The following is a 21,042-nucleotide window of genomic DNA, read 5'->3' on the forward strand; positions in this document are numbered from 1 at the left end:
GGAATGTCTTGCTGATCACGAAGCGCCTTCAACCTGATGCCAGTCTTGTCGCACCATTTTGTTGTTGTCGTAGCCGAGATCGCAGGCTGTCTCGCCATCTGGGCATGGTGGCGGGGAGCGTCGATCATCTGGTTGTTGCCGGGCATTGCGAGCCTGGTTCTGTTCGGCTGGCTTCTCGCCCGGGTCGAAGCAGATTTCACTGGACGCGCCTTTGCCGCTTACGGCGGTGTCTACATAATCGCCTCTCTGATCTGGATGTGGGGGCGGAGGGTCAGCGACCAGATTTCTGGGATCTCTCAGGTGCCAGCCTGTGTCTAATCGGTGCCGCGTTCATCATGCTTGCCCCGCGAGCCGGGTGAGCGCAGGCCGACCCGCTGACGATAGGTTGTCACGATACTAGGGAAGCTGCTCGATTTGCTGCGATCATCCTTCGCCCGCTGTTTGTCGCGGTGAGGAGGCGCGATCAATTGCTGTCTTGTCCGGCGATGAGTCTGCCATCACAGTTGCCTTCTTCAGTATGAGGAAGCTTTCGTGAGTGAGATCTGGTCAACGATTGTCAGCGAGTTTTCGGATGTCCCGGACCTGTCGACAATCACCCGCATTACGGTGCGGCTGTCGATCGCAGCCTTGCTCGGCGGGATCCTCGGCTACGAGCGGGAACGCAAGCACCGAAGCGCCGGTATCCGCACCCATATGCTGGTGGCGGTGGGCGCAGCCCTCTTCGTCATAGGACCACTGCAGAGGAGCATGCCGATCGAGGACATGTCCCGCGTCTTGCAAGGCGTCATCCAAGGAATAGGCTTCTTGGGAGCGGGCGCCATCATCGTTCGCGCAAAGCAACGTGAGGTCGAAGGTCTCACGACTGCGGCGAGTATCTGGGCAACGGCCGCGATCGGTGTCATCGCCGGGCTCGGCCTCGAGGTGACGGCGATCCTGTCGACAGCCATCGTACTGATCATCCTCGGCGCGATACCGATCATCATGCCCAAAAGCACCAGTGTTGCATCGGACATTCGCGGCGACGAATGACGCGATAGGCAAGATGCAAGGCTGCCGACATCTTCAGGTTCTAATTCGGGAGCCCATCAGAAGGGGTTTCGCGGCGTCTGCTTTTGCTTTTCCGTTCGTTCGATCTGCTATGTCGTAGAGGAGGTGCGAGCAGACATGAGAGGGTCAATCAGTCTAATCTTCCGCAAGTCTTCCTTTAGACGTGTTCGCACCTTGACCAAAAACTCGCCAGAGCAAAGAACTTCACGCCCGAGGTAATCGATTGCAGAGGTCATTGCAAAACTAAGCCCAGCCTGAATGAGTCTCCTGGAGTCAGCATCACGAAGGCGCCGTCGTTACTTTCAAAGATACTCGGATAACTACGGGCTTGGGGAGCTGATGGTTGGCAGAGTTGGGTGAGCCGATTGCTTCGAGCGCCACGCTAACGTCTTCCCGCTATTCGGCGAGCCGTTCACGTGGCGTTGAGGGGGTGTTATGGCAATGAGTAACCAATCACTGTTCCTCCTTGAACAGGGTCTCGGTTAGGGCCGGGCGAGCATTCCAGCGCTTGCTCGGTCTGTTTTTCGTGGTATCAAGGTTCCATGGGCAAGCAAGAGAAAACTTTGGTATAACGGAAAGGCGTGCGTGGACCTGCACCGACAGGGCAGGGAACGCCTGTCATGGTCCGCCTTCAGCCCGAAATGCTCGACTGGCTCGACCACCAGCGGGCGAAGCTTGACCCGTGGCCGTCGCGGCCAGAGATGATTCGACGAATTCTGACTTCCGGTTGTGGAGTGAAGGATGGGGAAGATCTTTGAGGCAGATGCGCGTCTAGTATTGCTTACGTTGATGGCGGGCCATCACCCTGACGCGGTGTCGGTCGATGATATGGGGGTCGAAGAAGCCGACAGGCTTCAAGCAACATTGGCCTACATGGAAGACAGAGGGCTTGTTGAAGTGGACTGGGTCTCAGCCGGGGTCGGACCAAAGGTTCCAGCGCGGGCGAAGACCACCGCTCGTGGCTTCAAGGAATTTCAGTTAGCGCTGTCACCCAGTGCACGTGAAGAAGTGCCTGAGAGACAATCGGACCATGCTCTAAAGCGTAGACGTTGGGGTCGCACCGGGCCGATGCGACTTGGTAACTTGAAGACACGGTCCGTTTGACATCAGGCTAGCTACGACCATCTAGTGCGTTCGCACAGCAGTTGCATAAGTGCAGTGAAGCTGCGAACCATTTGCAGCTCGTTCAATCCGGCAGAAATGAGAAGGAAGGTAAATCATTGTAATTCCTGAAAATAACGAAGGTGAGTTCGAAGAGATCATCAGGCTGCTGACGAAAATCTGCGTTCACACAGTCGGCACTGAAGCGTTGATTGACGAGTTGCGAAATCAGCGTGGCATGCGTAGCGGCGAAACGCCTGTGCATGACATCATGATCAAAGCGATCGAAGAGCATTTTGTTCAGAAGCCCAGAGAGGAGCGGAAATCTGCTCAGGTTTCCTGCTAAGGCGAGCAAATAGGCGATTAGCTGCCGCCCTCTAACGCTGGCTAAGGGTCAGGCTGACAGATAGCGACAAGAGGGATAGAAGTCGGTCGACCGGGCGGCGAGTTCGTGTTGATTGGTGTGTATGTCGCCTGGTCTAAGCTTTCCCATGCGGGGTTAAGCGAGACGGACACAAAGTAGATCGAATTTCGTTAGGCTAGAGGCGTCGAGTATGCACCAAGGATTGCCGTCCTATGACTTTCTTAATCAGATACACCTCGCCATTGGGCGTGAAAGTCATGGTTCCGTTCCGTGAAAGCGCTTCCATAGAAGCCATCTGAGACTTTGCTGGGATGCGAAATGCCCGGGGGTCGTGCCCGGCAACGTCTTCTACTCAGCTGAAGCGCCGCCACTGTAGTAGACCGTCGCCATCGTTGCTACCTTTCATTGTTCGGTCGTCCCACAACGGTTCACTTGGAAGCAAAGCCGAGGTAACGTCGCGCTTCCCCAACTCCTCTTGCACCATCAGAACAACGCCAACACTCCTGACCTCGGTAGCAAATGCAGAGACAGCGTGCCAGAGATCACCGCTGGCAAATGCAAAGTGTTCAAATGACAAGCAAGGGTTGTTTGAGAGCTTTCACCAGCTCCACCTCTCATTCGAACGATTAGAAATAAAGAAGAAGAGTATCGTGACCAATGGTCTAAATCCCCTTCTAATGATTCTGCCTTTTCGGCAGCTAACCTCGCAAAGCCTGACGCCGTCATGATCAACTAACTGTCGGCCGCACACATCGCGAGATTTACTCTGCTTCGCTTAAAATATAGCGTGTAAATTGGGGTCAACGTCATTTTACAGACACTGAAGTTCAGTCTTCGCAGGATCGCGCGCTCAGATTGACGTCCGCAACTTGACCACCGGCTCCCCACCCGTCACGAAATCGCCCCAATCCTTCATCAGGATTCGCCGCTCTTCTAGCAGATCCTCGCGAAAATAGGCCGCGTCGAGTGGCGGCAATCCGTGTGCCAGCGCAAATTCGATCGCGTCCCGCTCGTATCGCTTCTGCAGTCGCGCCCGACCCTTAAACGTCGCACGGAAGCCATGTGCAGTAATCTCGGTATCGAAATTTTTGACGAGGTTCAGTGCGACGTTTTCGGAGACCACGCCGCGCTTGGTCCGGGGTTTCGCGAATAGGTAGCCCGCTCCGCCGGTCAAGATCCGGACGTTGTCGAGGACAGTCAGGAGCTGCGTGCTCATAGGCACGCGATGCGGCTTGCCCATCTTCATCGCTTCAGCCGGCGTCTCCCAGATGGCTCCTTCGTCCGGAGAAAAGTATGAGTTATGCGCAAACCGCACCTCACTCGTCCGCTTCGCACTGAGAACGATCATCATCGTGTATTGGCGGGTTAGCTCCGCGCAGCGGACCTCGGTCAACCACGTCCAGAACTCAGGCATACGCTCCCAAGGTAAGGATCCGAAATGCTGCGTGTTACGGCGCACCGCGCCGTATGCGATCTTCGGAGCGTAGTCGGCGGGATTGTCGGCAACGTCATATTCAAGCTTCGCCAATTCAAAGATCTCTTTCACGCGCGCCAGGGTCCGGCGCGCGGTTTCGTGCTTCTCGCGCCAGATCGGGCGCAGCGCGTCGACAACTTCCATGCGTGCGATCTGACCGACCGGCCGATCACCAAGCGATGGCAGCACGTAAGTCGCGACCGTATTCCAGTTCTGGTCGATATGCTTGCCGTTCTTCAGGCCCTCGCGCTTGAGTTCGAACCACTTCGCCGCAACAATCCTGAAGGCCGTCAGCGACTTGTCGGCGGGACCGGCAGGCTCGGTCGGAGACTGGTCTTCGCGCCCCGTCTCGATGGCGGTCCGAATCTGATCGACCGACCATCCCCTACGCGACTGCAGCCGCGCCCAGCCTGCGGCGTCACGTGCAGACTTGAGGCTCACGTCCGGAAATTCGCCGAGCGGCAACCACACGCGCTGCTTGCTCACTTCACTCTTGGGAATCAGAACCTGAAACTGCTTTCTGCCCGACCGGAGGAGCCTCAGATACAGGCCTCCTCCGTCGCCCAGACGTTCCTTGCTGATGCCGAACTTTGCGGCCTCGATCTGCTTGACGGTGAGCGGCATGCGCTTTCCTTTCGATGTTACCCGATCGGAAAGAAGGTAGCGGATGGCCTCGAGCTCGGCTAAACCCGGATGAGGCTCGATGAGGGACGCTGACGGAAATAATTATTCCAAAACAGCAAATTAGAAGTTCCCGTTGAGGTCTGATGATCTGAAGTGGGAACCTTCGTTAGACTTCTCACCGTCCGCCATCAACTTTTCATTTTGACGTCACGCTGAGCGAGCGATGTTTCGGCGCCATGGTCGTTGAATCGCGCAGCGTCCTCTCGCTTGCCGCGTCGGGACGGCCTTTATGCATATACAAAAGGTCAACTACCGCTCAGCTATACTTCTGGTAGAACGCGTCTTGTGTGATTCACCAGTTTGGAGGTTTCAATGTTGGACAGTCAGCGAAAAGCCATGCGCGCCTCGGTTTCCGGGGAAGATCTTCGTCTCATTCTCCGTGCGGTCGAAGCCTATGGTCACAACAAGGACTATCGCGAGTTGATCGACCGCCTTCAGCATCAGGCCTCGGCGCTCGGCGTTAAGACCAAGCGGGTGACCGCACACTGATCCAAATAAGGATGATACGCTGACGTCTGGGTACCCCTGGGCTCAGCCGCGTGTCAGCCACATTGGTCCGCCCTTGTGTCGCGGGAAGCCGTAGCCCGTGATCATGACCACGTCGATGTCGTCGGCGGACTCGGCGATGCCTTCGTCGAGGATCGCCTGACCCTCGGCCTGCATCACCGTCAGGATGCGGTCGATGATCTCGCGTTCGGTGAAATCGCGCCGAGTGCGTGCTGCTTTTGCGCTTTCTTCCTCGATGATCGCCGTCACCTCGGGATCGACCTTAGGCTTGCCGTCGGAATAGTCGTAGAAGCCTCTTCCGGTCTTTCGCCCAAGGCGGCCGGCCTCGCACAGCCTATCGGCGATATGGGCATAGCGCTCGTCGGCCGGTCGGGTGGCGGCCCGTGCCTTGCGCTGGGCCCAGGCGATGTCGAGGCCGCTCAGGTCCTGGACCTTGTAGATGCCCATCGCGAAGCCGAAGGATTCCATCGCCGCATCGATCTGCTGGGGCAGGGCGCCTTCCTCCAGCATGAACTCGCAATCGTTGCGGTAGGCATTCATGATCCGGTTGCCGATGAAGCCGTCGCAGACGCAAGCGACGACGGCGATCTTGCGCAGATGCCTGGCGAGTGCGCCTGCGGTCGCCAGGGCGCGTGGGCCGGTCGCGCTTCCCCGCACGACCTCCAGCAGCTTCATGACATGGGCGGGCGCGAAGAAGTGCAAGCCCAGCACGCGGTCGGGATGGGCGGTCGTCCCTGCCAGCGCATCCACGTCGAGATATGACGTGTTGGTGGCGAGGATTGCGCTTGCGGGCATGACGGCATCGAGTCTTGCGAAGACCTCGCGTTTCAACGCCATGTCCTCGAACACGGCTTCGATCACAAGCTGGCAATCGGTAAGGGCGCCGTAATCCTGCGCTGTCTTCAGTCGGTCCAGCGCGGCGGCGTGGCCGGATGCATCGATCACGCCGCGCTTGGCGCTGGCAGTCAGCGTCTCGTCGACCCGCGTGCGGGCCTTGGCGGCCGATGCCTCATCCCGTTCGACCAAAATCACCTGCGAACCGGCCAGCAGCAGCGCGACCGCGATCCCCGCACCCATCGTGCCGCCCCCGATCACGCCCACGCAGGACAGATCGGCTGGTTCGGCCTGCAGGTCGCGAAGGCTTCGTCCGGCTGCACGTTCCGCGAAGAAGACGTGCCGCAGCGCCCTGGACTGATCGCTGACCGCCAGTCGCAGGAAGCGGTCGCGTTCCGCCGCCAGCGCCTGTTCGGCTGAAAGGCTGGCCGCGTCGTGCAGCGCGGCGAGTGCTTCAAGCGGAGCCTGCGCGCCTTGGCTTTTCTTCCGAAGCGTCTTTTGCTCAGCGTCCCAGTCGATCGCGTCTGCATCTCGCACCGGGCGTTCCAGCAGGGGTATTCCCATCGGAAGATCGTGAAGAAGCGCCTCGGCTTCGCTCAGCAGGTCAGTCTCTGCCAGGATATCGACCAGCCCCGCATCAAGCGCGGCCTTCGCGTCGATGGGTTTGCCGGCGGTGATCATCGTGATCGCCGTCGTCATGGGCACCAAGCGCGGCAGTCGCACGGTCCCCCCGGCACCGGGCAGGATACCCAACGACACCTCTGGCAGGCCCATCTTCGCGGAAGGTTCGGCGATGCGACCATGGCACGCCATCGCCAATTCCAGCCCGCCTCCAAGCGCGGTTCCCTTGATCGCCGCGACCCAGGGCACGCGAGAGGCGGCGATGTCTGCAAGAATGTCTGGCAGATAAGGTGTCAGCGGTGCGCCCAATTCGTTGATGTCCGCGCCGGCGACGAAGGTTCGCCCGGCACAGGACAGCACCACGCCTGCAATCTGACTGTCTTGCTCGACCCGCGCGACTGCGTCCGCCAGACTGGCGCGGACGGGTTGACTGAGTGCATTGACGGGCGGGCTGTCGATCACGACATGGGCGATGCCCTCGCGCACGTGCATGGTGACAGGTTGCATGATTTCCTCCGTCGGTTCGGTCGGGCGTGATCAACCTACCGGGAGGGATACGGCGAATGCCACCTGAAAGAGACGCCTGGCCAGTCGCGCGTGACCCCAGGTCACGCTTTGAACTCTGACCGAAGGGAGCGTCTGGCAGAGTGTCGTAGTCGCACGAAGCTTCCTCCAACTTGAATTCGGCCGCATCCGGCGTCTTACTGGTGCGGTGTCGCGAAACAGGGAACGCCGGCGTGGATATCGAAGACCTGCGCACATTCGTAGAGGTCGCCGATACCGGGGGCGTTTCGGCAGCGGCCCGCCGTCTGGGTCTGTCGAAGTCCATCGTCAGCCGGCGGCTGTTCCGGCTTGAGGACGAACTTGGGGTTCAGCTTCTCTTTCGCACCACGCGGGGCGCGACACTGACCGAAGCCGGTGTGACCTTTCGCGAACATGCCGCGCGTATCGGGGTCGAACTGGACCTGGCGAGAGAGACGCTTATGCCCACCGGGGAATTGCGCGGACGGCTGAGGGTGGCGATGCCCCTGTCCTTCGGCCCGACCCATTTCGCGCCGGTGCTGGCCGACATGTCGAAGCGCCACCCCCGGTTGCAGATCCACAGCAGCTACAGCGACCGCTTCGTCGATCTTGTCGCGGAGGGTTTCGATTGCGCGATCCGTGTCGGCCATCTGTCCGATTCCGATCTTGTGGCACGGCGCATCGGGCCGATTACCGGCAAGCTGGTTGCAAGCCCCGCTTATGTCGAAAAGCATGGCTCACCCGAAACAGTGGAAGAGTTGGCCGAGCACAACGCGCTGATGCAGGGGACCGAGACCTGGCGGCTGACGGATGCGGGGCAGGTGATCACGTTCCAGCCGCAGGGCAACTTCAAGGCGGATAATGGCGTCGCGCTTGTCGTTGCAGCAGTTGCCGGCCTCGGTATCGCCTATCTGCCCGATTGCCTGACCCATCCGCATTTTGCTTCGGATGCGCTGGTCCAGGTCATGCCGGCCTTTCCACCGCCAGCCGCCGCAGCCCATGTCGTGCGTCCGCCGGGTCAACGTCCGACGCGGAAGATCAAGGTTCTGACCGACATGCTGGCCGCGCATTTCAATGCTCATCCTGAACTGTGGGGCAGGGGCTCCTGACCGGCTCTCGGGCTGCGGCAATTCTTGGTCGGTGTCGCACCTGGCGCGACGCCGCGTGTCGGCAGAGGGGGCTAGCGCGAAGGTCAGTTTGAAGCGCATGTTTCGACAGCGCGCCGACCGATCGGCGCCTGGACCCGTCGCGACCAAGGAAGGAGCATCGTCATGAGCTGGAACCCCACCCTCGATCCCGGATGTCCTGACGATGTGGGCGCGGACGCGATCGAAACGCTGATCGTTCCCCGGGCGCGCGATCTTGGCGATTTCGAAGTGCGGAGGGCGCTGCCTGCGCCGAAGCGGCAGATGGTCGGCCCCTTCATCTTCTTCGATCAGGCGGGTCCGGCGGAGTTTCTGACCGGGCAGGGTGTCGATGTCAGGCCGCATCCGCATATCGGGCTTGGTACGGTCACCTATCTGTTCCGCGGCGATTTCCACCATCGCGACAGCACGGGCGCCGATCAGGTCATCCAACCGGGAGAGTTGAACTGGATGGTCGCCGGTCGCGGCGTGACCCATTCCGAACGGACCTCGGCCACGGCGCGAAGCGGACCGAGCAGCCTGTTCGGTATCCAGACCTGGCTTGCGCTGCCCGACGCGCATGAGGACACGACCCCGAGTTTCGAGCATTTCGGCAAGCAGACCCTGCCTGTGATCGAGGATGATGGCGTCAGCGTGCGACTGATCCTGGGGAACGCCTATGGCGAAACGGCCCCCGCGACGATGCTGTCGGAAACCTTCTATGGCGACGTCACGCTGGCTGCGGGGCGGCGCCTGCCGATGCCGGACGATCACGAGGATCGGGGCATCTACATCGTCGACGGTTCGATCTCGATCGCCGGTCAGGATTTCGAGGCGGGGCAGATGATGGTCTTTCGTCCCGGCGATCGGATCACCGTCGCTGCAGGCGACAGGGGCGCACGGATCATGATCCTTGGGGGCGAGACATTTTCGGGGCCACGCTACATCTGGTGGAACTTCGTGGCGTCATCGAAAGAGCGGATCGAGCAGGCAAAGGCCGAATGGCGCGCTGAACGATGGGGCCAGGGACGGTTCGATCTGCCGGTGGACGATCGCCACGAACATATTCCGGTGCCGGCCTGACCGGCGTTCTTTCACGGGAGGATCCGTTGATGCGCGAAAAGTGGCCAGAACTCGACTATCTCGGCTGGCGAGAGACCTGTTCCGCCCTGCACCTTTATCTGCAGGTTGTGGGCAAGTACCGGCTAGCCCACACGCCGTGGCTGAACCATTCGTGGAACGCGACCTTCTACGTCACGCCCCGCGGACTGACTACGTCGCTTATCCCGGACGGCCCCGGGATCGAGATCCAGTTCGATTTTCAAGACGACACGCTGCGGGGAAGCGCCGGCGATGGCGCGACGGCCGAATTCGCTCTTGGCCCCACCACGGTCGCCGACTTTCATGAACGATTTCTGCGTCTGGTGGGCGACCTCGGCGGGACACCGACCTTCGACGGCGCACCGAACGAAGTGCCCTTCCCGGTACCCTTCGCCGAAGATCGTCGCGATCGCCCTTACGACGGGGACGCGGTCCGCCGCCTTCACGGCGCGCTGCTGTCGATCGACGAGGTCTTTACCACATTCCGTTCGGGGTATCTGGGTAAGTCCAGCCCGGTGCATCTGTTCTGGGGCAGCTTCGATCTGGCCGTGACCCGCTTTTCGGGGCGGCGCGCACCGCTGCACCCGGCCGGCATTCCATCGCTGCCCGATGACGTCGCGCAGGAAGCCTATGACCGCGAGGTTTCGTCCGCCGGATTCTGGCCGGGCGGCAACGGAATCGACTACCCGGCCTTCTATGCCTACGCCTATCCGTCGCCGGGTGCGTTCCGCGCGGCGTCGGTCACCCCGGACGCGGCCTTCTGGCACGACGGGATGGGAGAGTTCGTTCTGCCCTACGAGGCGGTCAGATCCGCGGCAGACCCCGCTGCGACGCTGCTGTCCTTCCTGTCATCGACCTATGAGGCAGCGGCCGAACTGGGGCGTTGGGATCGCGACATGCTTGAATGCGACACGGGCCGCCGAGGGCGACCGCGTGCGCCCGACGCGGCTGTCACCGAAGCTCCGCAAGCGACCGTTCAGGTGGAACGCGAGGATGGTGCATCGAAGGGCCGCTACGTCGTTCGGACCGATGGCGTCGAGGCAGAGATGACCTACAGCCGCGTCAGCGAAAGCCTGATCATCATCGATCATACCGAGGTACCCGGAGCCCTGCGCGGCCAGAAGATCGGCGAGCAGCTTGTGCTGAAGGCGATCGAGGATGCGCGCCGCGACAACGTCTCGATCATCCCGCTCTGCCCCTTCGCCAAGGCGCAATTCGCGCGCCACGCGGATTGGCAGGATGTGCTTGCCAAATCCTGATCGATCCGACGGGCAACGTCCTAGAAACCGCCGCCGGTCTGACTGCGGCTCGACTCCCGAATGATGATTTCAGGGGTTGGCCCCGCGACGACACGATCTTCGCCATCCATCTGTGCCAGGATCGCCTCGACGGCAGCGCGCGCGACATCGTCAAGGTGAAGGTCAACCGCGGTCAATTGCGGTCGGGAAAGCTGAGCGCGCATGCCGTCGTAACGCGTGGCGAGGCGCACGTCTGACGGGACCGCCAGACCAAGGCGTTGCAGCGCTGTCATGGTCCCGGTGGCAAGCGCGTCGACGCTCACCAGCAACCCGTCAAGCTGCGGATGCTGCGTCAAAAGGGATGCCGCCTCACGCTCGGCGAGCGTCTCGCCGCCGTTCTCGTCCAATCGCATCGCGATCGGCGTCATCCCATGCTCGGCGGCGAAGGTGGCGTATACTGCCTCCGTCTCCTCGTAGGAGTTGCGCCGCTGTTCGCCGGTGATCAGCCCGATCTGGCGGCTTCCGGCCTCATGAAGATGGTCGAGGAGCAGGCGGGCGGTCCGGCCGGAATGCAGGTCAATGGACGCGACATCCGGTCGCGCCGGAACCTTGCCGATCGAAACGATGGGGATGTGCCGCGCTTCGAAATATTGGATCAGAGCCTCGTCGCGAACCGGTTCGACGATGATCACGCCGTCGAAATCCAGATTGTCGAGATTGCTGTCGGGTGACGTCGGCACAAGACAAAGCGCCATGTCGCGCGTGAGCGCGGTCAAGGCAGCAGAGGCGGCAATTTCCATCAGGAACCCAAGCCGGGAGGGACCGGCGGCGACTGCGAACGGCATCGAAGAGGCAAGCCCGATTGTGCCGGTCCTGCCGCTGCGCAGACGCTGTGCCGCCTTGCTGGGGCGGTATCCCATCTCTTCGGCCAACGCCACGATCCGGTCACGCGTACCGGGATCGACCTTCCGTCTGCCGCTGAAGGCATGAGAGATCGTCGTCGGTGATACCCCAGCCGCCTTCGCAAGATCGATGATCGTCGGTTTGCGCACGTTTTAATCCTGATTGTTTCTCGGGCAGTGATGCAGGCTGGACGCCTGAATGGCAACCTCGCGCTGCAGTCTGTAACAAAACGTTTTGTCAGAATCGAAACACATGCTATTCAGAGGCGTGCAAAACGTTTTGCAAGAACAATAAAGTTTGGGTCAGCAACAGGGAACGGCTGATATGTCCTCAATCTTGACGCACTCATCTCACGAAGATCCTGTCGATCAGGTTCTGCCGCCGCGCAGCCTGATCCTGTTTGGGCTGCAACATGTCCTCGTCATGGCGGCCTCCCCGATTACGGCCGTCTTTCTGGTTGCTCAGACGCTCGGCTTTGATGCTGCCCTGACCGTCAGCGTCATCAGTGCAACCTTTCTGGTATGCGGGCTGGGGTCGATCCTGCAAAGCTTCGGTCCGGCAGGTTTGGGTGCCCGACTGCCCTTCATCATGGTCCCCGGTGGCGCGCCGATCGCGATCTTTCTGGCCATCGCGACGCAGACCGACGTCCAGACCGCGGTTGGCGCCGTGCTGCTGACCGCGATCTTCTATTTTCTGGCCTTGCCCGTCTTCCGCCGGCTTCTGCGGTACTTTCCGCCGATCGTCGTGGGAACGATGCTGCTACTCGTGTCGGTCAATCTTGTCCGCATCTATGGCGGCACGATCACGGGCAAGCCGGGCACAGACGATTTCGCAGATCCGTTGAACGTCGGGCTCGCGCTTGCGACCATCGCCCTGACCGTCCTGTTCGCCTGGGGCTTCACCGGCACCATGCGGCGCATTTCCGTCATGCTGGGTCTGATTGCCGGGACGGCTCTGGCTGCGATCTTCGGTCAGATCGACCTGTCGGGTGTGGGCACCGGTCCGCTGATCGCGGTGCCGCAGCTGTTCCCGTTCGGAATGCCCAAATTCGATCTGATCGCCGCACTGCCGCTGATCGTCTTTTCCATCATCTCGATGGCCGAAGCGACGGGTCAGACCATCGCCACCGCCGAGATCGTTGGCCGACGCGAGGATGCCCGCGGCATCGTCCCGCGTACCATTCGCGGGGACGCGCTGATGTCGCTTGTCGGCGGGTTGTTCGGTACCTCGCTGATCATAACCTCGGGCGAAAATGTCGGGATCGTCCGCGCGACCAACGTAAAGTCGCGCTACGTCACGGCGACGGCGGGCGTGATCCTGATCCTGATCGCACTTTTCGCCCCGGTCTCGCGGCTGGCCGCTGCGCTGCCCGGTCCCGTCATCGGCGGCACTGCCGTGATCGTCTTTGCGATCATCGGTGTGATCGGCATTGATCTTCTGCGGCGGACGGACCTGCGCGAACACGGCGCGATGATGACCCTGGCCTCGGGTCTTTCGATGGGGATGCTGCCGATCCTCGTGCCCGGCATCTACAGCCAGTTTCCGCAATGGTCGCAGATGATCATCGGGAACGGCCTTGCGGCTGGCACCATCACCGCGGTGATCGTCAACGCGCTTTTCACCCACATGCGTCCGGTCGCCAACCCCAGCCTGCAGGAGAGCCATTGATGCGTGATCTTCGTGAAAGCCTGTTCGATCAGGACCGGATGCTGCTTGTCCCGGGTCGGATGCTGCTGGAGGACGGCTCCGTGGTGGGGATGGGGGCGCTGGTCGAGAATGGCCGCTTCACCGACGTCGCGACGGTTGCGGATCTGTCTGCGCGTCATCCTGACCTGATGGCCATCGAGATGCCGAACTATCTGATGATGCCGGGCTTCATCGACAGCCACACGCATCTGACGCAATCGCTGGGCAAGTCGCTGGTCTTTGGCGAGCCATCCGAGATCTTCCGGCGGATCTGGGTCCCGCTGGAAGGCTCGCTGGATCAGCGAATGGTCTATCTGTCGTCAAAACTGTCCGCGCTGGAATCGCTTCGCGGCGGTTTCACCTGCGCAGTTGATGCCGGTACTCGCTCGGCCGGGCACCTGGACGCGCTGACCACAGCCGCGCGCGAAACGGGCATGCGATCGGTGATCGGGTTGATCTGCAACGATCTGGGTGGTGCGGCCGATGTGCCGCCGCCCAATACGATCATTGCGCGGGCCGAGGCGCATCTGGCGAAGTATGTGGAGGATCCACTGGTCCACCCGTCTCTCGCGATCTCGATCCCCGAGGTTGCCAGCGACGGGATGCTGACGCGCGTCTCACATATGGCGTCCGAAGCCGGTGTGATCTTCCAGACCCATGTGAATGAGCATCTGGTGGCCGTCGAACGCTCGCTGGTCGCTACGGGGCGACGCCCGCTGGAACATCTGGCGCATGTGGATGCGCTTGGGCCGCACGTGCTGATCGCACATTCCACGCTGGTGACCCCGGCCGAACTGAACATGCTGCGCGACACGGGAACGGCTGTCGCCTACAACCCGGTCGCGTCGGTCTGGAAGGGCAACGCGATCGCGCCTGCGCTGCAGATGGCCGCGCTGGGGATACGCTTCGGGCTGGGGACCGATGGCACGCGCGCCGACGGGTTCCGGCTGATGGATGCGGCCGAAACATTGCAGCGTGCCGGCTTCGGTCTCGCGTCGGGCGATTCTTCGTGCGGCGGTGGTTGGCTGTGGCTGGATGCGGCGACACGCATGGCCGCCGATGTGAGCGGTCTGGGCGCGGTGACAGGGCGCATTGCCAAGGGGTTCGCGGCGGATTTTCTGCTGGTCGATCTGAACCGGCCCGAATTCACCCCTTCCCACGATCTGACATGGGAACTGGTCCGCTACGGCAACCGCGATCAGATCGACGGCGTCTTCACCAACGGCAAGTTGCGCCTCTGGCAGGGTTGGCCGGTCGATTGGGACGCGCGGGCATTGCTGGCCGAGATCCGCGAGACCACCGAAGCCGCCGTTGCCGCGGCGCCGATCACGCGCGTTCATCCGACCGCGGACCTGCACCGTGCACGGACCCTCGCATGACGTTGTTTCTGATCCTTTCGGCAGTGGTTCTGGTTGCCGCCTTCGTCCAGGGCGCGATCGGCATCGGCTTCGCGCTGATCGTCGCACCGATCTTCGGCATCCTCGCGCCGCAGTATCTGCCTGTCACGCTGCTGATCCTGATGCTGCCGCTGAACTTCCACATCGCTTGGCGTGAGCGTGACCGGATTGATCGCAGCGGTACGGGCTGGATCACGCTGGGACGGTTCTTTGGCACCTTCGCGGGGCTGTGGATGCTCGCGGCGCTCAGCGGGGACCAATTGGGACTGGCGGTCGGCTGGTTCACGGTGATCGCGGCCGCAGCCGCGTTGCTTGCGCCGCGGTTCGATCCGAACCGCCCGGCGGCGTTGGGCGTCGGCCTGTTCACCGGCGTGACCGAAACGGCGACGGGGATCGGCGGCCCGCCTTTGGCGCTGCTCTATCAGCATGCGCCGGGGCCTGTCCTGCGATCGACCGTCGCCACATGCTTCTTCGTCGGCGAGGTCATCTCGCTGGTGATCCTCGCCCTGATGGGGATGTTCCAGATCGCACAGGCGAACGCCGCCCTGACGCTGATGCCTGCCGTGCTGATCGGAAGCGGCCTTTCGCGACTGACCCATGCGCACATCAAGGGCCCGGCGCTGAGATATGGCGTGCTAGGATTCGCGGTGGTCAGTGGCATCTTTCTTATCTTGAGGACCGGATCCTGACGGCGCGCACGAAGATTCTTTACGTTCCGCGACTTGACGTGTCGCTCGATCGCGCTCGCAGCGACTGCATGGCGTCGCGGTGCGTGTCATAACGCAACACCGGGAGGCGTCCCGTCTGGGAACCAATAAACTTTTGACTAGACACCGTGGGGATCACCCCGTATCGCGCACGCTATGGTTGCAAGACCATTCGCCGGTGATCCCCTCACGTCTGGCTGGTTTCTGCTGAAACACATCCGAACGATGTGGGCGGCAACTTTGTCATGACGCGTCCGTGGTTGCCACAGTGGGACGCGAAAGATGAGTCGATCGACAGCCAAAGCGACGACGATCGAGAACCGCGGTGCAGCCGTCGGTTGCACCCGGTCGGCTGTCACCCGACTCATCCTCTCTCTTTCCGCTGATCTCGTCCGCTGCTTCGCCGTGCCAGCCGGTGACAGCGCAGTTCGACACGTCGCTGCCTGCGGCACTCAGACTATCGGAGCGCGCCATGCCCACTACGTTTAACTGGATCTATCTCGGCATCCCGACCAATGCGTTGGGAGGGACAGTTTTCATTGATATTGTTGAGACGACGGCGAGCGCCAGTGCGGAAAACGCCATCGCGCTAGAGGGACGGACGTTCGGTACGTCGGGTAATCCGCTTTACCAGAACATCACCTCTAACACGATGAACAATACGACCGTTACGGCCTACCAAAACTCGGTCGGAACGGGTCAGACATACACGACGACCATTGGCGGCGCGTCCCGAACTCTCAATCATGATGGTAGTGCCAGCTACAACGTTACTGTCACATATGCCGATGGCACAACCGGAACGACGACGGCGATCCTGGTTCAGGCCCAATCCGGCGAACTTTTCCTCGCGCCCTCTTTGACCGCAAATGCGCCGCTCACGGACAAGCCGATCCAGTCAATACAGCTTGGCACGGTCGTGAATAATAACTTCGGCTTGCAAGTAGACCGACCCGTCGGCGGCTGGGACGACGGGTTCATCGAAGGCACCGCGGGCAACGATTCCATCGGTTCGGCCTATGTCGAGCCGGTCGCGAACGGCACGGATCGGGTCGACGGTGGCGATGGCGTTTCATCCGCCGGCACCGCCTGGAACGACGACCGTATCAGGGCCGGCGCAGGCGACGACACCGTGGAGTCCGGCGCGGGTAACGATCTCGTCTTCGGCGGGACAGGCAACGACTCCATCCGGGGGGGCGCCGATAACGACACGCTTTACGGTGAGATCGGCAACGACACGTTGTTCGGCGAGGCCGGCAACGATGTTCTTTACGGCGATGACGGAAATGACAGCCTGAACGGCGGTATCGGAAACGACTCGCTTTATGGCGGCACCGGAGACGATACGCTGGTTGGCGGCAGCGGCAACAACCTGCTGGATGGTGGCGACGGATCCGACACCTTCATCATCACGGCTGGCGAGACGTCGAACAACACGATCATCGGCGGCGAAGGCGGCACAAACAACGACCAGCTTTCCTTTGGATCGACCGGGAACGTCACCGTCACCTTTTCCGGCAACAAGGCCGGCACCTATACCGACGGAACAAATACCGGGTCCTTCAGCCAGATCGAAAGCATCACGACCGCTTCGGGCAACGACACGATCATCGGGACCGGCACGGTCGGCATGACCTACAACACCGGCGCCGGGAACGACTCGGTCACCGGCGGCAGCGGTAACGACACGGTCTTTGCCGGTGACGGCGCCGACACCGTCCTTGGCGGAGCGGGCAACGACACGCTGAACGGCGAAGGCGGCAACGATTCACTCCTTGGCGGAACCGGCAGCGACTCGCTGTCGGGCGGTGCTGGCAACGACACGCTGAATGGCGGCGGGGGCGGCGCGGACACGCTGACAGGGGGGGCGGGCAACGACCGTTTCGTCATCTCGGGCACGACCGGGGACTCCGTCTTCATCTCTGATTTCGGCGCAGGGGAAACGTCGGGCACGAACGACGACAACACCGACAACGACTTCGTCGATCTGACGCAATGGTACAACGCGTCTACGCTGGCGGACTACAACCTGCGCAACGGGACGAACTTTGCCTTCGCCAACGCGGCGCTTGCGAATGATGCGCAGGACGGCAACCTCAGCTTCATCGCGCAGCAGGGTGGGCCGACGGTCACGTTCAGCCTGTCGGGAACAGGGGCGATGGACACCGAGCATACCGGTGTCACCTGTTTCACCCGCGGCACACCGATCGAAGTCGACGGGGGCGAGGTCGCGATCGAGGATCTGTCGGCAGGTGATCTGGTCATGACGCTGGATCACGGCCTGCAACAGGTCCGCTGGATCGGTTCGCGAAAGATCGATGCCACCGAACTGGCGGCCAATCCCAAGCTGCGCCCGATCCGCATCATGGCCGGCGCGCTTGGTCGCGGTCTGCCCCAGCAGGATGTGCTCGTCTCGCCGCAGCACCGGGTTCTGGTCCGCTCGAAAATCGCCGAGCGCATGTTCGGTCAGGCCGAGGTGCTGGCCGCGGCAAAGCAGCTGCTGCTTCTGGACGGTATCGACGTTGCGATGGATGTGGACGAGGTCGAATATTTCCACATCCTCTTTGACAGCCACCAGATCGTCTTCGCCTGCGGTGCGCCGATGGAATCGTTCTACACCGGCAAGCAGGCGCTGCGCATGATGTCGCCCGAAGCGCGTGAGGAACTGTTCAGTATACTGCCTCAACTGGCCGAGATGGACGCCGACAGCATGATCCCGGCCCGTCATCTGGTCCCTGGCCGTCAGGCGCGCAAGCTTTCTGCACGCCACCGTCAGAATGACGTTCAACTTCTGCGCTGACGATGTCGCGCGGGCGTCGTGGTTCTTCGACGCCCGACCGTCATTTCGTCACAACAGGAAAAGATGCGCGAAGATGAGCGCTTGGCCCAGCAGGAACAACGTGTCCGCGGCGATCAGGGCGATACCGTTCAGCCCTGGCGCCAGCAGCTTCTGCAACGAGGTTTTGACCCCGAGGGCCGAGATCGCGATGACCAGAAGGAAGCGCGACCCATCGTTGATGAAGCTCAGCAGTGCCTCGGGCAGGGGGACCGTGTTGCGCACGATCATCAGCGCGACGAAGGCGATCACGAACCACGGCAGGCCGGCGGCGCCCCCGGAATCCTTGCGGTAGATCAGCGAGATCAGCAGCAACACAACCGGCAGCATCGCGACACGGAGCAGCTTGGTGAAGGTGGCGATGTCGCCGGCGCTGTCGCTGACCGAATAGCCTGCACCGACGACCTGGGCCACGTCGTGGATCGTGGCGCCGATCATGTAGCCGCTTTCGACGTCCGCTGCGCCGAGATAGGTAAACAGCAGCGGATAGACGACCATCGCCAGCGTCGACATCGCTGTAACGCCCACAACCGTCAAAAGGACGTCTTCCTCCTTCAGCAGCCGCTTGGGCACGACCGCGGCGATGGCCAGCGCGGCTGATGCGCCGCAAATCGCGACCGCACCGCCGCTGAGCAAACCGAAGGCCGCGCTCCGGCCCGCCAGCCGCGCGAAGACAATGCCACCCAGAATTGTCGCGGCCAGCATGACGACGACGCCGACGATCGGGGCGACGCCAAGCTGGGAAACGTCGGTGAAGGTCAGTCGTAATCCCAGAAGCGCAACCCCGAGCCGCAGCAGCGTGCTCGATGCAAAGCCGATCCCCTCGGCCGTGCCGGGCTGATCGTTCATGAAGTTGAACGCCATCCCGATCAACAGCGCGAACAGCATCGCGGGCGCCGCATAGTGTTCAGACAGAAAGCTCGATGCCAGCGCGATGGTGATGGCCAGGATCAGTCCACCGCGGTTGCGCCCGAGCCACCGGATCGCTCGCCGTCGCGTCGGTGCGGCATCACGACTGATCATGGTCGGTGCACGGATTGCGATGGCGTGCCTGTCGAAAATGAAACGATAGCCTCCGCCAAACGGTCGAGCGTGTCGAAGGCCGTCACGTCGGGCGAAACCGCCTTGGCAATCAGCGAAAATTCAGTGCAGGCGATCATCTGCACGTTCGCGCCGCGCGTGAGCAGGGCGGCGGAGGCCCGCATGAGCGACGCCTGCGCTTCGGGCTGCGGACCCTGCGCCTTGATCTGGCGGATCGCGGCCAGGCTCGCCGCTTCGTCCTCGACGTAAAGGCCGGTCAGGCCGTGGCGCGTCAGCGCGTCGTCGAACAATCCAACCTTGCGGATCGCCGGTGAGCCCAGGATGCCGATCCTGCCGCCAGCACCGTTAAGGTTGGCAGCATGGGAAACGGACATCTCGATCATGTCCAAAAGCGGAACCTTGACCGACGCGCGGATCGCGTCGGCGTAGTGATGCGCGGTATTGCAGGGGATCGCCAAAGCTTCCGCGCCAGCGGCGACCAGCCGCCCTGCCGCATCGGCCAGGACAGGCCCGGGATCGTCACCCGTCCCCTCGATCAGATGGGCGATGCGCGACGGGATCTGCGGGTTCTGATCCACGATCAGCGGGATATGGTCGGCGTCGTCTTGCGCTACGACGCCCGCCATGACCTTCTGCATGATCAGGATCGTCGCTTCGGGACCCATCCCGCCCAGAATGCCAACTCGTCGCATCAGCGCAGCGGCCCCGCTGGGACACCGTGGCTCGGAAGCTCCTGCCGTCGGGTGAAGGTTTCGGCCGATCGCGCAGGCATCTGCAATCAGGCGTTTGCCATCGTCCGTTCGCCATCGGCGAAGACGGCGTCATAGCCGAAGAGCGCAGCCGAGCCGCCGGTGTGCAGGAACACCACCCGATCGCCCTTGGCAAAACGACCCTTGCGGCAATAGTCGATCAGACCTGCCGCACCTTTGCCGGAATAGACCGGGTCGAGCAGGATCCCCTCCAGTTCCGCGAACATCCGGATCGCTTCGACCGTATCCTCCCGCGGGATGCCGTAGCCCGCGCCAACGTAGTCGCTGTCGGCGACCACGTCCTCGCGCTTCACGACGCCGGGGCAGCCAAGCTTCTCCGCCGTCCTTTCGGCCAACGCGAAGACATTGGCCTCCTGCTTGTCCTTGGGCGCACGCACGCCGATGCCGGTCAGCGGAATGCCCGCATTGGTAGCCTTCAGGCCCACGATCAGCCCGGCCTGCGTGCCGGCGGAACCGGTCGCCGTCACCAGATGGTCGATCCGCAGGCTGCGATCGTTCGACTGACCCAGCAGTTCGAACGCGCAGTTGACGTAGCCGAGCGCCCCGGTCGGGTTCGAGCCGCCGCCCGGGATGACGTAGACCTTGCGGCCCTTGGCTCTCAGATCCTCGGCCACTGCCTCCATCTCGGCCTGCATGTCCATCCCACCGGCGCGCTTCGAGGTCGATGCGCCGTGCAGATGGTCCAGCAGGACGTTGCCGTTGCCATTGTAGTTGCGGTCGTTGGACTCGGTGCGATCCTCCAACAGAATGTGGCAGTCCATGCCCAGCTTCGCGGCGAAGGCGGCGGTCTGGCGGGCGTGGTTCGATTGTGTCGCGCCTTGGGTCATCACCGTGTCGGCGCCCATTGCCTGCGCCTCGGCCATCAGGAACTCCAGCTTGCGAGTCTTGTTGCCACCAGTCGAAAGACCCGTGCAATCGTCGCGCTTGATCCAGATCTCGGGTCCGCCAAGCTCTGCCGTCAGGCGCGACAGCTTTTCCAGCGGTGTCGGAAGATGCGCCAGGTGGATGCGCGGAAAACGAGCGAGATGCATGGACCTCTCCTGATCAACGTGGTTCGGGCGACCTTCTCACAGCCAGCGGCGGGC

At 62.0% G+C, this 21,042-nt stretch carries 16 protein-coding genes and 1 pseudogene; 10 read left to right on the top strand and 7 right to left on the bottom strand.

The window, feature by feature from the left end:
• Nucleotides 1-36: 36 nt before the first annotated feature.
• Nucleotides 37-359 (top strand): annotated as a pseudogene (locus MLD63_RS03885) (YnfA family protein).
• 172 nt (nt 360-531) lie between these two features.
• Complete coding sequence (locus MLD63_RS03890) at nt 532-1,029, top strand: MgtC/SapB family protein (protein WP_255328574.1); 498 nt, start codon at nt 532-534, stop codon at nt 1,027-1,029.
• Between the two features lie 1,204 nt (nt 1,030-2,233).
• Here MLD63_RS03890 and MLD63_RS03895 read toward each other — a convergent pair.
• Both MLD63_RS03895 and MLD63_RS03900 read right to left on the bottom strand, forming a co-directional pair.
• Nucleotides 2,234-2,443, bottom strand: a complete 210-nt coding sequence (locus MLD63_RS03895) for a hypothetical protein (RefSeq protein WP_255328576.1) — start codon at nt 2,441-2,443, stop codon at nt 2,234-2,236.
• A 919-nt stretch (nt 2,444-3,362) separates the two neighbouring features.
• Nucleotides 3,363-4,610 (bottom strand): tyrosine-type recombinase/integrase, encoded by a 1,248-nt coding sequence (locus MLD63_RS03900; RefSeq protein WP_255328577.1) that lies wholly within the window; start codon nt 4,608-4,610, stop codon nt 3,363-3,365.
• A gap of 375 nt (nt 4,611-4,985) precedes the next feature.
• Between MLD63_RS03900 and MLD63_RS03905 the strand changes: the two genes are divergently transcribed.
• Complete coding sequence (locus MLD63_RS03905) at nt 4,986-5,159, top strand: hypothetical protein (protein ID WP_255328578.1); 174 nt, start codon at nt 4,986-4,988, stop codon at nt 5,157-5,159.
• A 42-nt stretch (nt 5,160-5,201) separates the two neighbouring features.
• Here MLD63_RS03905 and MLD63_RS03910 read toward each other — a convergent pair whose 3' ends face one another.
• The gene (locus MLD63_RS03910; RefSeq protein WP_255328579.1) at nt 5,202-7,139 is read right to left on the bottom strand and encodes a 3-hydroxyacyl-CoA dehydrogenase NAD-binding domain-containing protein; all 1,938 of its coding nucleotides are present in this window, start codon (nt 7,137-7,139) and stop codon (nt 5,202-5,204) included.
• 230 nt (nt 7,140-7,369) lie between these two features.
• Here MLD63_RS03910 and MLD63_RS03915 point away from each other — a divergent pair, with 230 nt between their 5' ends.
• The 3 genes from MLD63_RS03915 (at nt 7,370) to MLD63_RS03925 (ending at nt 10,638) form a co-directional block, all read left to right on the top strand.
• Nucleotides 7,370-8,263 (top strand): LysR family transcriptional regulator, encoded by an 894-nt coding sequence (locus MLD63_RS03915; RefSeq protein ID WP_255328580.1) that lies wholly within the window; start codon nt 7,370-7,372, stop codon nt 8,261-8,263.
• Between the two features lie 162 nt (nt 8,264-8,425).
• Nucleotides 8,426-9,361, top strand: a complete 936-nt coding sequence (locus MLD63_RS03920; RefSeq protein ID WP_255328581.1) for a pirin family protein — start codon at nt 8,426-8,428, stop codon at nt 9,359-9,361.
• 29 nt (nt 9,362-9,390) lie between these two features.
• Complete coding sequence (locus tag MLD63_RS03925; protein ID WP_255328582.1) at nt 9,391-10,638, top strand: DUF5996 family protein; 1,248 nt, start codon at nt 9,391-9,393, stop codon at nt 10,636-10,638.
• A gap of 20 nt (nt 10,639-10,658) precedes the next feature.
• Here the strand turns inward: MLD63_RS03925 and MLD63_RS03930 are convergent, their stop codons facing one another.
• The gene (locus MLD63_RS03930) at nt 10,659-11,669 is read right to left on the bottom strand and encodes a substrate-binding domain-containing protein (RefSeq protein WP_255328583.1); all 1,011 of its coding nucleotides are present in this window, start codon (nt 11,667-11,669) and stop codon (nt 10,659-10,661) included.
• Nucleotides 11,670-11,856: 187 nt separating this feature from the next.
• On the opposite strand from MLD63_RS03930, the gene MLD63_RS03935 reads away from it, so the two are divergent.
• The 4 genes from MLD63_RS03935 (at nt 11,857) to MLD63_RS17940 (ending at nt 18,110) form a co-directional block, all read left to right on the top strand.
• Entirely contained in the window at nt 11,857-13,188 is a 1,332-nt protein-coding gene (locus MLD63_RS03935; RefSeq protein WP_255328584.1) for a uracil-xanthine permease family protein, read from the top strand.
• Complete coding sequence (locus tag MLD63_RS03940) at nt 13,188-14,585, top strand: amidohydrolase family protein (RefSeq protein ID WP_255328585.1); 1,398 nt, start codon at nt 13,188-13,190, stop codon at nt 14,583-14,585. The genes MLD63_RS03935 and MLD63_RS03940 overlap by 1 nt, the downstream gene beginning before the upstream one ends.
• Nucleotides 14,582-15,292, top strand: a complete 711-nt coding sequence (locus MLD63_RS03945) for a sulfite exporter TauE/SafE family protein (protein WP_255328586.1) — start codon at nt 14,582-14,584, stop codon at nt 15,290-15,292. Before MLD63_RS03940 ends, MLD63_RS03945 begins: the two co-directional genes overlap by 4 nt.
• A 490-nt stretch (nt 15,293-15,782) precedes the next feature.
• The gene (locus tag MLD63_RS17940) at nt 15,783-18,110 is read left to right on the top strand and encodes a Hint domain-containing protein (RefSeq protein ID WP_304363987.1); all 2,328 of its coding nucleotides are present in this window, start codon (nt 15,783-15,785) and stop codon (nt 18,108-18,110) included.
• Nucleotides 18,111-18,158: 48 nt separating this feature from the next.
• On the opposite strand, the gene MLD63_RS03965 is transcribed toward MLD63_RS17940, so the two are convergent.
• The 3 genes from MLD63_RS03965 to cuyA all read right to left on the bottom strand — a co-directional run bounded on the left by MLD63_RS03965 (nt 18,159) and on the right by cuyA (nt 20,988).
• Nucleotides 18,159-19,169, bottom strand: coding sequence for a YeiH family protein (locus MLD63_RS03965; RefSeq protein ID WP_255328587.1), 1,011 nt, complete (start codon nt 19,167-19,169; stop codon nt 18,159-18,161).
• Entirely contained in the window at nt 19,166-19,879 is a 714-nt protein-coding gene (cuyB, locus tag MLD63_RS03970) for a cysteate racemase (protein ID WP_255328588.1), read from the bottom strand. The genes MLD63_RS03965 and cuyB overlap by 4 nt, the downstream gene beginning before the upstream one ends.
• A gap of 86 nt (nt 19,880-19,965) precedes the next feature.
• A complete protein-coding gene (cuyA, locus tag MLD63_RS03975) occupies nt 19,966-20,988 on the bottom strand; it encodes a D-cysteate sulfo-lyase (protein ID WP_255328589.1) in 1,023 nt (340 codons plus the stop codon).
• Nucleotides 20,989-21,042: the final 54 nt, after the last annotated feature.

The organism is Paracoccus albicereus (assembly GCF_024359525.1).
GTDB classification, from domain to species: Bacteria; Pseudomonadota; Alphaproteobacteria; order Rhodobacterales; family Rhodobacteraceae; genus Paracoccus; species Paracoccus albicereus.